Origin of the sequence: Leptotrichia sp. oral taxon 879 str. F0557 (genome assembly GCF_000469385.1) — a bacterium.
Lineage (GTDB): Bacteria > Fusobacteriota > Fusobacteriia > Fusobacteriales > Leptotrichiaceae > Leptotrichia > Leptotrichia mesophila.
Genome location: NZ_KI271343.1, coordinates 170069 through 182213, shown reverse-complemented (window position 1 = coordinate 182213; position 12145 = coordinate 170069). Strand labels below are relative to the sequence as shown.

Below are 12145 nucleotides of genomic sequence, written 5' to 3'. Positions count from 1 at the left end.
ACTGATAATCAAAATATTTGGCAAGATTGCTACGTAATAACCTATGGCTAGTCTACGACATTTTTCTATACTGACAAAAAACTCGCTATGCTCAAACAGTTTTGCCAGCACAGAAAAATGCTCCGACGGATTATTTATGCTAGACTATGTTTGAAAAATGAAAAAAATATACGTAAACTTATTTAAAATTAAACTACTAAAATTATACAAATTTTGTATTTTTAAAAATTTGTAGTATAATCTAACAATAGTAAGTTTCAAAAAGGAGATAAATATGGAAATATACGGTATTGGGACAGACATTATTGAAATATCCCGAATTGAAAGAGCAATTAACCAGACAAGCCTTTTTAAAAGAAAAGTTTATACGGAAAAAGAAATCGAGCATATCGAAAAAAAAAGGCATACGTATGCCAGCTATGCAGGGAGATTTGCTGCGAAAGAGGCGGTTTCCAAGGCATTTGGGACTGGGGTGCATGGGTTTTCGCTGAATGATATTGAAATTTTGAATGACGAGTTGGGGAAACCTTATGTAACGCTTTATAATGCGATAAAGGAGAAGGCACAGGGGCTTACAATACAGATTAGTATTTCACATAGCAGAGAATATGCGGTTAGTACGGTAATTATTTATAAAAAATAAAAAAGAAAGGTGTGAAAAAAGATGGTTTGGAGAAAAGATTTTAATATTGGGATAGAGAAAAGTAGATTTTTTGCGTTGATGATTATGCTTTTTGGTATATTTTGTATAAGTCAGATTGGTTATTCTGCTGGAAATAGTCAGTCAAAGAAAGTAAAAATTGAGTACTTTGGTAGAAAAGACTGTAAAAATTGTGCAAATTTGGAGAAATTTTTGAAGGAATTATCTACTAAAAGGGATGATTTTGAATATGTGGAGCATAAAATTGATGAAAGCAAGGAAGAAAAAGCGTTTTTTGATGAAACTGCATCGAAGTTAAAACTTGTCAAGGGGACTCCGATTATTTATATTAATGGACATATTATTCAAGGATTTAATACAGCTGATACGACTGGGAAAGAAATTGAAAATTTGATAAATTCTGGGAAAACAAAGGACAAAATTTTGACTTTAAAGGAATATGTGGAAAGTGGACAGACTGGAAATGTGAGTAGTAATGGTGCAGTCTGTACAGGCGATACAGTATGTGAGGTACCAGGACTTACGAAAGGTGCTGAGAATCAGGTACTTGTAAATATTCCGATTATTAATAAGACTGTTGACTTGACAAATTATTCGCTACTTACAATGTCAATAATTTTGGGAACAATTGATGGATTTAATCCTTGTGCAATGTGGGTTCTGGTATTATTTTTGACAGCTTTGATTGCCGTTGGAAATAAGGTGAAAATGTTCCGTGTGGCAGGGCTGTTTATCTTGGCTGAAGCTGTAATGTATTTTTTCATTTTAAATGCTTGGATTTATGCTTGGGATTTTGTGGGACTTGACAAATGGGTAACCCCGCTTGTTGGAATCATTGGAATTATTGGTGGGATTTTCTTTATTAGAAATTACTTGAAAAAAGGAGATACGCTGGAATGTGAAGTAACAGACTTTGAGCAGAGGGCAAAAATTTCTAAAAAGATAAAGGATATTGCCAACAAGCCATTTACATTACTGACAGCACTTGCAATTATTGGCTTAGCACTTTCAGTAAATGTAATAGAATTTGCCTGTTCAGTTGGAATTCCTCAAACATACACAAAAATCCTACAAATAAATGAAGTTCCTTTCTGGACTAGACAATTTTACACATTTATCTACATAATTGGCTATATGATAGACGATATAATAGTTTTTGGATTTGCCTTAATGAGTGTAAATAAATTGCAATTAACTACAAAATATTCTAAATGGGTAAATCTGTTTGGTGGAATTCTTATGATAATTTTGGGACTTATAATGCTAATTAAGCCAAGTTTGATTATAATGTAAACTGGAACTAGAAAAATGAACAATTTAGTTTAAAAAATGAGAAAAATTTGTTATAATGTAAAAAGGTAAATTAATAAAATAAAAAAACAAACTTTATAAAATAATAGGAGATATGAAAATGAAAAAAAATAATAGCAAAAAAATATTATTTATAGCTGGAATGATGATGTTATCAGCAGTTGCATATGGAAAAGATGTATTTGCAAATTATGGGACAAATTTTGGGAAGGTTAGATTATCGAAGCTTAGCTCATCAAATATGGAAGATGTAAAAAGAATAGATTCTAGCACTTATGAATTGACAGGAAGCGGAGAATATAGAATTATGGAAGAAGGCGGAAGAAGACTTGTTGTTAATTTAAGCAATGGAATACTGAATGGGAAATATGATGAATTTTATGCAAACGGAAATAGATTTACGATAGGAAATTATAAAAATGGAAAAAAAGAAGGAGAATGGACAGTTTATACTGAAAATGGAAAAGTCTGGAAAAAATATCAATATAAAGATGATCAGTTAAATGGACGTTATTCTTCATATTACGGAAAAACAGGGTCTCAGGAAACAGTTGGGAACTATGAGAATGGAAAAATGACAGGAACTTGGACTGAGTATTATGAAAATGGCTCGAAAAAATCACAAGGAAATTATTCAAATGGACAGAAAAATGGATTATTTAGTGAATGGAACACTAACGGAGGTAAAAAATCTGAAATCAATTATGTAAATGATGAAATAAATGGGAAAATGAATGTCTACTACGAAAGCGGAAGACCTTTGTATGAAGCAAATATGAATGGAGAAACTGGAACTGTAAGAGGATATTATACAGATGGAAGCCTTGGATTTGAAGGAAGTATTAAAGGCAGAAGAAGAACAGGAACTTGGACTTACTATGATAAATCAGGGAATCCTAGAAAAATGAATTATTAGGCTTGTTGTAGTTTTAATTATTAAACCCTATTTAAATAACGAATTTATTACAAACTTTTCTAAGTAAAGGATATAAACCTAATATTTTCAAGTAATTTAAGATATAACTTTCATTTTTTAAAAAGAATCTAATATAAATTAATCTGTCGGAGCATTTTTCTGTGCGGACAAAACTGTTTGAGCATAGCGAGTTTTTTGTCAGCATGGAAAGTGTCGTAGACTAGCCAATAGGTTATTGCGTAGCAATCTTGCCATAATTTTAATTACTAGGATAAATCTTTACTGCAAGATAAGGTTTTGCGGCAATGAGCAATCCTACGAAAATAAAAAGGAATGAGCAATTCTACGAAAATAAAAAAGAAAAAAGTTGAATGATTATAAATTATCTATTGAACAACCCTATTATAAAAATTTATTTTCATTTTTAAATGGGATTTAGTATTAATAAAAGTCTGAAAGTCCTTATTTTAACGAAATTTTATAAATAAGTGTATAGGTCTTATAAAAATAGAGCAATAATAAACAGCAAAAAGTCAAAAACTTTAATTTAGGAACAGAGAAAAAAATATAAAGAGAGGGGGAAAAATGTCATATTCAGCAAATGTAAAAAGAGAAATCTTTAATTTAGAAAACACAGATAAAGACACTATTTATGCAGAGCTTTTTGGAATTTTTATTGCAAAGAATGTAATTACAGAACATGGAATTTATTTCAGCACAGAAAATGTCTCGCTTGCTAAAAGAATTTATTCAAATTTACGGGCAGTAACAAATATCCCAATTCAACTAAAATACGTTATTAGTAAGCGTCTTGGAACACACAAAATGTATGAAGTGATACTTTTTCCCACTCAGCACAATCAGCAGGAATACAAATCATTTTTAAAAAAAATATACTTTCACAAAAATTTTTCAGTTGTGGAGAATGAAAAACAGTTAGCTGGGATAATCAGAGGTTTTTTCCTTAGCTGTGGATATATAAAGTCTCCAGAAAAGGCTTATGCAATGGACTTTTTTGTGGATACTGAAGATTCTGCCACTTATTTGTATTACTTGTTTAAACAGATGGGAAAAAAAGTTTTTCAGACAGAGAAAAAAAATAAGAGCCTTGTTTATTTAAGAAATTCAGAAGACATTTTGGATATAATTTTTTTAATTGGGGGAATAAATTCGTTTTTTGAATTTGAAGAAGTTACGATAAATAAGGAAATTCGAAATAAAATTAATAGAAACATGAATTGGGAAATCGCAAATGAAACAAAAAAATTATCGGCTTCTGAAAAGCAGATTAACATGATAAAGGTAATTGATGAAAAAATGGGTCTTTCAGAATTGACAGACGTATTAAGCGAAACAGCAAGAATTCGGCTGGAAAATCAGGAAATGTCCCTACAGGAACTAGCAGACTTAATGGAAATTTCCAAATCTGGAATAAAAAATAGATTTAGACGGCTGGAAACAATTTATAAAGGACTATTAGAAAACTAATTAAGAAAGTTAAGCTGAGGAAGAATTAATGAAATTATTGTCGATTATATATGGATTTATTGTCTTTTTACGAAATAAACTTTATGATTTGAATATTTTTAAAGAAAAAAAGGTTGATGGAGTGGAAATAGTTTGCATTGGAAATATTGTGGCAGGAGGGACTGGGAAAACACCAGCTGTGCAGTATTTTGTGCAAAAATATTTAGAAAAGAATAAAAAAGTTGGAATTCTGAGTCGAGGTTATAAGGGAAAACGGGAAACTGATTTACTGCTTGTACGGGATGAAAAAGAGATTTATGCCACTTCAAAGGAATCGGGAGATGAAGCCTATTTGCATGCCTTAAATTTTCAAATTCCTGTCGTAGTCTGTAAAAATCGTTACGAAGGTGCAACTTTTTTAAAAGAAAAATGCGGTGTGGAAACAATTATTATGGATGACGGTTTCCAACATAGAAAACTGAAAAAGGATAAAAATATAATTCTAATTGATGCAACAAATCCTTTTGGAATGGACGATTATTTGCCAAAAGGCCGATTGCGGGAATCACTTGATTCTTTAAAAAGAGCTGATGAAATTATTATTACAAAAAGCAATTATGTTTCAAGAGAAGAAATTGTGAAAATTAAGGAAAGATTGGCAAAATATCAAAAACCAATTTCTGTTGCCACTTTTGAAGAAAGTTATTTTTACAAATTAAATTTTGAAAATAGGAAAAAGTTTGGTAAAATAAATAATGAAAACAATATAAGAAATGAAAAATTTCCATTAGAAATTATTAAAAATAAAAATGTTCTGATTTTTTCTTCGATAGCAAATCCAGCTGTATTTTATCAAACAATAAAAAAATTAAACCCAAGTAATATTGATGAAATAAAATTTACAGATCATCACGTTTACACAAATGAAGAAATTTTAGAAATAAAGGAAAAATCCCAAAATTACGATTATGTTTTGACAACGGAAAAGGATATTGTGAAAATTGATGAAAATATAGAAAATTTAATGATTTTGAAAATGGAATTTAAATTTGTTGAAAAATAAATTGAATTTAAGATTTTTGTGAAATTAAAATTTTACAAAATTTTAAAAATAAAAGTTATAAAATCAAATATAAAAAATATTGTAATTATTAAAAATTTTAGGATTTTTACAAAGATTAGAAAATGAAGCAGAAGGGAGGAATTAAATTTTGACTGAAAATAAAAAGCTGGAAAGTGAAAATGTATTTTTAAATACAGAAAATTTTTCAGAATTTATTCTAAAATATAAAAATAATTTTGAAAAACGAAAATATTTCCAGCTTGACAAAAATTTTAAGATAATAGCTAAAGAACCATCATTTATACTAGAATTGGGATATATTTATTTTAGTGAAAATGAAAAAAATGAAGATATAAAACAAATCATAAGTGAACAATTTTTGGAAACATTTAAAGAAAAAGACAAAAAAATAGAACGGTTAAGCAAAGTTGAACTTCCCAAATTAATAGATGGATTTAGAAGAAGCATTTTTAATAAAGAATCAATTTATGCTGTAAAATTAGGAAATGAACTGCTTTATCGGAATAAAGATAAATTTTTTGAAATTTTATACAACTATTCATTAATTTCAACAGATACAAATAAACTTGTAAAAACTTTTTTTGCAGAAAAAATGATAGAAAAAGTTGAAACTGAAAATGGTTCAAAATTTAACGAAATTCGTGATAAAATAGATGAGATAATAAAAAATGTCATAAACTATTTCATAAAATCTGATTCAGCTTTTCTAAATTTTGAAAATGTGGAAAACTTAAACTATTTTGTGGAAAATCAAGCTGATGAACTTTACAAAAAAATTTATGTGGAAAATTATGATAAAATTGTGGAAAAGTATAATATTCAAAATGTGAAAAAAATACAATTTAGTAAAAATTATGATTTTGAAAATTTAAGTGAAAGTAAAAAAATACTATATAAATATATATAAAAAGAAAGGAAATAAAAAATTATGTTGGAAATGAGATACATAAGGGAAAATGCTGATAAAGTCAGAGAATATTTAAAAAATAGAAATAGTGACTTTGATTTAAATTCATTGCTGAAATTTGATGAAGATAGAAGAAATTTGCTTCAAGAAGTGGAAATGTTAAAGAAAGAAAGAAATGAATCAAGTGCATTGATAGGAAAATATAAACAGGAAGGAAAAGATTCTGCTGAACTACTTGCGAGAATGCAGACTGTCAGTGCAAAAATTAAGGAACTTGACCAAAAGGTAGCAGAAATTGATGAAAAGCAGTTGGAACTTGCTTATACGATTCCAAACAAATTAAGTGATACGACTCCGGTTGGAAAAGATGAAGATGATAATGTAGAAGTTAGAAAATGGGGAACTCCAAGAGAGTTTGACTTTGAAATAAAATCACATGATGAACTAGGAGTAGAACTAGGGATTTTGGACTTTGAAAGAGGGGCAAAACTTGGCGGTTCAAGATTTACAGTTTATAAAAATGCAGCTGCAAGATTGGAAAGAGCATTGATTTCGTTTATGATTGATGTTCATACTAGAGAAAATGGGTTTGAGGAAATTTTTACGCCACAATTAGTTAGACGGGAAATGATGGTGGGAACAGGACAGCTTCCAAAATTTGCTGACGATGCCTATAAAATTGAAGGCGATGAAATGTATTTGATTCCAACGGCAGAAGTTACACTTACAAATTTACATAACAGCGAAATTCTGGATGAAGAGGAATTGCCTAAATATTACTGTGGATACACAGCTTGCTTCAGAAAGGAAGCCGGTTCTGGAGGGCGTGATTTAAAAGGCCTTATAAGACAGCATCAGTTTAACAAAGTAGAAATGGTAAAAATTGTAAAACCTGAAACTTCTTACGATGAACTTGAAAAAATGGTAAACTGTGCAGAAAAAATATTGCAAAAACTCGAATTGCCATATAGAGTGCTGGCACTTTGCAGTGGAGATATAGGATTTAGCGCAGCAAAAACTTATGATTTGGAAGTTTGGGTTCCAAGTCAAGGAAAATACAGAGAAATTTCTTCTTGCTCAAATACAGAAGACTTTCAAGCTAGACGTGCAATGATCAAATACAGGGAAAAGGAAACTGGAAAAAGCCATTTTGTGCATACTCTGAATGGATCAGGACTTGCTGTGGGGAGAACATTGCTTGCCATTATGGAAAATTATCAGCAAGATGATGGAACTATAAAAGTTCCAGAAGTATTAGTACCTTATATGGGCGGAATGACAGTTATAAAGTAACAAAAACACTATAACCGTATAACTATCATATTAATCTGATTTTTTCCTAAACTGTCAAAAACTGCTCTAAAATTAAGTACAATAATAAAAATAGGTTATTTGAGAATTTTAAAAATAATTTTGTTATTAAATAACTGAACGGAGAGAATATGGAAAAATTTATAAAATTTTTGGTAATTATGATAATTGGTGGAGGTATAGTGGGGTTTTTAGAACTTAGTGGTTATTTATATCATAATGATATTTTGGCGGAATTAGCTGGATATAAAGTTCATGGGCTGGATATTTCACATCATCAGGAAAAAGTGAATTGGACTCTTGTTGATAAAAAATATAAATTTATCATTTTAAAAGCGACAGAAGGACAGAATTTTCTTGATACGGATTTTTTATATAATTGGAATAACGCTAGGTTAAATGGATTTGTAGTTGGAGCATATCATTTTTTTGTAATGACTAGCAGTGGAGAAGCACAAGCGGATTTTTATATAAGTAAAGTGCCTGATTCTGAGAAAACATTACCTCCAATTATTGATCTTGAAATTTCTACGAAAAAATATAAAAAACCAGATGTAATTGAGCATTTGAGAGTTATGGTTGAAAAACTTGAAAAACATTATAAAAAAAGAGTAATTTTCTATGTGAATTATAACACTTATAATGCATACATAAAAGGTGAATTTCCTGAAAATAAAATTTGGATTACAGATTATAAATATTTTCCTAAAATAGACGAAGAGAATAGGTGGATAATTTGGCAAGTTTCAAGACGTGGCAGAATTGAAGGAATTCCAGGATTCACAGATAAAAATGTACTTAGAAACGGAATGACAGTGGAAGAACTCATAAATCAAAGTAAAATAAATTAAGTAAAGTAGATTAAAAAAATATCTTATTTTTAACATTATTTTTTGTTTTCTATTGATTTTTATACGAAAATTTGATAACATATAATTAAAGAAGTTAATCTAATTAATAAATATTAGGAGGCGTAAAATGAAATATCATTTTAAAGATTTAGGATTAAGCAACACTAAAGAAATGTTTGCTAAAGCAAATAAAGAAGGTTACGCAGTACCTGCTTTTAACTTTAACAATATGGAACAATTACAAGGAATTATCGAAGCGTGCGTTGAAGAAGGATCACCAGTAATTCTTCAAGTATCAACAGGTGCAAGAAAATATATTGGTAAAGAAATGTTACCTTGGCTTGCAAAAGCTGCAACAGCTTATGTAGAAGCATCAGGATCAGACATTCCAGTAGCATTGCACTTGGATCATGGTCCAAATTTTGCTGAAGCAAAAGACTGTATCGAATACGGATTCTCTTCAGTAATGTATGATGGATCTCACCACCCTTATGATGAAAACGTTGCAGAAGCAAAACAAGTTGCTGATTTCGCTCATCAACACGATGTTACAGTTGAAGCTGAATTAGGAGTTTTAGCTGGAATCGAAGACGATGTAGTAGCAGCAGAACATGTTTATACTCAACCTGATGAAGTTGAAGACTTCGTAACAAAAACAGGAGTTGATTCATTAGCAATCGCAATTGGAACTTCTCACGGAGCCCACAAATTTAAACCAGGAGACGATCCTAAATTGAGATTGGATATCTTGGAAGAAATTGAAAAAAGAATACCTGGATTCCCAATCGTATTACATGGTTCATCAGCAGTACCTCACCAATTTGTTGAAATGATTAACCAATATGGTGGAAAAATTGCAGATGCAATTGGTATCCCTGATTCAGAATTAAGAAAAGCTGCTAAATCAGCAGTAGCTAAAATTAACGTAGATACTGATGGAAGATTGGCTTTCACAGCAGGAATCAGAGAAGTATTCGCTAAAAACCCAGGAGAATTTGATCCTAGAAAATATGTAGGACCTGCAAAAGACTACATGAAAGAATATTACAAAGATAAAATCAGAAATGTATTTGGATCAAATGGAGCTTACAAAGCTGGAGCTGCAAGATAATAACAAATAAAAAATGAAAATTAATTTGGACTATCTCAAGTTTATTCTTAAACTTGGGATATTCCTTTTAAGTTTTACATAAATAAAATTTGTTTAAAAGAGGTGAAAATTTTTTTTTTCCTCTTTTTTTGTGGGAAAAACAATAAAAGTATTTAAAAATTTAATTCTTATACGAAACCCTATTTAAATGACGAATTTATTACAAATTTTTCTAATTAAAGGATAAAACTTAATATTTTCAAATAATTAAAATATAATTTTCATTTTTCAAACAGATTCTAGTATAAATGTTCCGTCGGAGCATTTTTCTGTGCTAGCAAAACTGTCTGAGCATAGCGAGTTTTTTGTCAGTGCAGGAAAGTGTCGTAGACTAGCCATAGGTTGTAGGTTTTGCGGCAATGAGCAATCCTACGAAAATAAAAAGAAAAATATAGAAATCAAAGAGAAAAATATTTATAAATAATAGTTTATTAAAAAAATAATCTGTTAAATTAAGTGATATTTTATAAAATTGCCAAAATATTTAAAATTGAATAAATAGGAATAGAAATAGGAGGAAAAATGGATAGACAGAATAACACGACAAAATATATTTTTGTCACAGGTGGAGTTGTTTCATCGCTTGGAAAAGGAATTGTTGCTTCTTCTTTGGGAAGATTACTAAAAGAGAGAGGATATAAGGTTACAATTCAGAAATTTGATCCGTATATAAATGTGGATCCAGGAACTATGAGTCCTTATCAGCATGGGGAAGTTTTTGTTACAGAAGATGGAGCAGAAACTGACTTGGATTTGGGGCATTATGAGAGATTTATCAATGAGAATTTGACAAAGTATAATAATTTGACGACTGGAAAAATTATGTCAAAAATTATTGCAAAAGAGCGTCGTGGGGAATTTTTAGGAGGGACTGTACAAACTGTGCCTCATATGACAGATGAAATTAAGTACAATGTTATAAAAGCTGCTGAGGAGAATAATTCTGATATTGTAATTACTGAGATTGGTGGGACAATTGGGGATATTGAAAGTGATCCGTTTATTGAAGCAATTCGTCAGTTGAAAAGAGAAGTTGGAAGAGAAAATATTGCTTACATTCATGTAACATTATTACCTTATTTAAAAGCAGCAGGAGAATTGAAGACAAAACCTACACAACATAGCGTAAAAATGCTTCAAGGGCTTGGAATCTCGCCAGATGTGATTGTAGTGAGAAGTGAACATCCTGTTGATGAAAATATTAAGAAAAAAATCTCGCTTTTCTGCGATATTGATGAAGAGGCGGTTATTGAATCACTTGATGCTAAAAGTCTTTATGAAATACCATTAACTATGGAAAAATTAGGACTTGCCGATGTAATTTGTAAACATTTTAAAATAAAAAATGAAAAGCCGTTATTGACTGAATGGACTAAAATGGTAGAAAAATTCAAAAATCCTAAAAAGATTGTAAAAGTAGCAGTTGTTGGAAAATATATTGAATTAAAAGATGCTTATATTAGTATTCATGAATCAATCGAGCATGCTGGGTTTAATCTTGATACAAAAGTTGAAATTGATTATTTTAAGGCTGGAGAATTTGATGTGAAAAAACTGGCTGATTATGATGGAATTTTAGTGCCGGGAGGATTTGGTGACAGAGGAGTAGACGGAAAAGTTGGAGCGATAAAATTTGCAAGGGAAAATAACATTCCATTTTTTGGAATCTGTCTTGGAATGCAAATGGCTTGTATCGAATTTGCAAGAAATGTGCTTGGCTATAAAGGTGCTACTTCAACAGAATTTGAAAAGGACACTTCATATCCAATTATAAGCCTTATGGAAGAACAAAAAGGTCTGAAAGATATGGGAGGGACAATGCGTCTTGGAGCATATCCATGTGTGTTAAAAGATGATAGTCTAGCTGCAAGTGTTTATGGAAGAACTGAAATTGCTGAAAGACATAGACACAGATATGAATTTAACAATGCTTATAGGGAAGAATTTGAAAAAGCTGGAATGGATATTGTAGGATTATCTCCAGATGGAAATTATGTAGAAGTAATCGAAATAAAAAATCACCCATACTTCATAGCTTCACAATACCATCCAGAATTCAAAAGCCGTCCAAATCGTCCACATCCATTATTCACAGGCTGGATAAAAGCGGCATTAAAGAAACGAAGCGAAAAATAATAGTAATTAATTAAAAAATAAATTAAGCAGAAAAATTTTTATTAATTAGGAGTTTTTCTGCTTTTTTTATAAATTTTAAAATAATTCGATATAAAACTGCTTTAAAACTGAATTCAAAAGTTATGACTATTTTACTCAAACCTTAAATTTGTATAATTTTTAGTAGTTTAATTTTAAATAGATTTGAGTATAAAATTAAGAAAAAACAATTATTATATTATCTTCCGTTTAAAAATGAGAATAAATTTTTTATAATAGGGTTGTTCAATAGCTAATTCATAAGCTGATTCCTAATCATTTAACTTTTTAATTTTTTCTTTTCGTAGGATTGCTCATTGCCGCAAATCCTTA

At 30.0% G+C, this 12145-nt stretch carries 10 protein-coding genes; all 10 read left to right on the top strand.

Features of this window, described 5'->3' with window-relative positions:
• Window positions 1-274 precede the first annotated feature (274 nt).
• The 10 genes from acpS (at window position 275) to HMPREF1552_RS08790 (ending at window position 11794) form a co-directional block, all read left to right on the top strand.
• On the top strand, window positions 275-643 hold the full coding sequence (gene acpS, locus HMPREF1552_RS08835) for a holo-ACP synthase (RefSeq protein WP_021744819.1): 369 nt from the start codon (window positions 275-277) through the stop codon (window positions 641-643).
• A gap of 21 nt (window positions 644-664) precedes the next feature.
• A complete protein-coding gene (locus tag HMPREF1552_RS08830) occupies window positions 665-1954 on the top strand; it encodes a thioredoxin family protein (RefSeq protein WP_021744818.1) in 1290 nt (429 codons plus the stop codon).
• 118 nt (window positions 1955-2072) lie between these two features.
• The gene (locus HMPREF1552_RS08825) at window positions 2073-2888 is read left to right on the top strand and encodes a toxin-antitoxin system YwqK family antitoxin (RefSeq protein WP_039901494.1); all 816 of its coding nucleotides are present in this window, start codon (window positions 2073-2075) and stop codon (window positions 2886-2888) included.
• A gap of 585 nt (window positions 2889-3473) precedes the next feature.
• The gene (gene whiA, locus HMPREF1552_RS08820; RefSeq protein WP_021744816.1) at window positions 3474-4376 is read left to right on the top strand and encodes a DNA-binding protein WhiA; all 903 of its coding nucleotides are present in this window, start codon (window positions 3474-3476) and stop codon (window positions 4374-4376) included.
• 28 nt (window positions 4377-4404) lie between these two features.
• The gene (lpxK, locus tag HMPREF1552_RS08815) at window positions 4405-5418 is read left to right on the top strand and encodes a tetraacyldisaccharide 4'-kinase (RefSeq protein ID WP_021744815.1); all 1014 of its coding nucleotides are present in this window, start codon (window positions 4405-4407) and stop codon (window positions 5416-5418) included.
• Between the two features lie 148 nt (window positions 5419-5566).
• A complete protein-coding gene (locus tag HMPREF1552_RS08810; RefSeq protein WP_021744814.1) occupies window positions 5567-6346 on the top strand; it encodes a hypothetical protein in 780 nt (259 codons plus the stop codon).
• Window positions 6347-6367: 21 nt separating this feature from the next.
• The gene (gene serS / locus HMPREF1552_RS08805; RefSeq protein ID WP_021744813.1) at window positions 6368-7639 is read left to right on the top strand and encodes a serine--tRNA ligase; all 1272 of its coding nucleotides are present in this window, start codon (window positions 6368-6370) and stop codon (window positions 7637-7639) included.
• Window positions 7640-7788: 149 nt separating this feature from the next.
• Window positions 7789-8508: a GH25 family lysozyme gene (locus HMPREF1552_RS08800; protein WP_021744812.1), complete on the top strand. Its 720-nt coding sequence runs from the start codon at window positions 7789-7791 to the stop codon at window positions 8506-8508.
• Between the two features lie 127 nt (window positions 8509-8635).
• Window positions 8636-9619, top strand: a complete 984-nt coding sequence (locus tag HMPREF1552_RS08795) for a class II fructose-bisphosphate aldolase (RefSeq protein ID WP_006805020.1) — start codon at window positions 8636-8638, stop codon at window positions 9617-9619.
• Between the two features lie 561 nt (window positions 9620-10180).
• On the top strand, window positions 10181-11794 hold the full coding sequence (locus HMPREF1552_RS08790; protein ID WP_021744811.1) for a CTP synthase: 1614 nt from the start codon (window positions 10181-10183) through the stop codon (window positions 11792-11794).
• The last annotated feature ends 351 nt before the right edge of the window (window positions 11795-12145 follow it).

What these genes read in the sequence shown, in the direction of transcription:
- acpS (WP_021744819.1), top strand. Translation starts at nt 275, where the DNA reads ATGGAAATATACGGTATTGGGACAGACATTATTGAAATATCCCGAATT.
- HMPREF1552_RS08830 (WP_021744818.1), top strand. Translation starts at nt 665, where the DNA reads ATGGTTTGGAGAAAAGATTTTAATATTGGGATAGAGAAAAGTAGATTT.
- HMPREF1552_RS08825 (WP_039901494.1), top strand. Translation starts at nt 2,073, where the DNA reads ATGAAAAAAAATAATAGCAAAAAAATATTATTTATAGCTGGAATGATG.
- whiA (WP_021744816.1), top strand. Translation starts at nt 3,474, where the DNA reads ATGTCATATTCAGCAAATGTAAAAAGAGAAATCTTTAATTTAGAAAAC.
- lpxK (WP_021744815.1), top strand. Translation starts at nt 4,405, where the DNA reads ATGAAATTATTGTCGATTATATATGGATTTATTGTCTTTTTACGAAAT.
- serS (WP_021744813.1), top strand. Translation starts at nt 6,368, where the DNA reads ATGTTGGAAATGAGATACATAAGGGAAAATGCTGATAAAGTCAGAGAA.
- HMPREF1552_RS08800 (WP_021744812.1), top strand. Translation starts at nt 7,789, where the DNA reads ATGGAAAAATTTATAAAATTTTTGGTAATTATGATAATTGGTGGAGGT.
- HMPREF1552_RS08795 (WP_006805020.1), top strand. Translation starts at nt 8,636, where the DNA reads ATGAAATATCATTTTAAAGATTTAGGATTAAGCAACACTAAAGAAATG.
- HMPREF1552_RS08790 (WP_021744811.1), top strand. Translation starts at nt 10,181, where the DNA reads ATGGATAGACAGAATAACACGACAAAATATATTTTTGTCACAGGTGGA.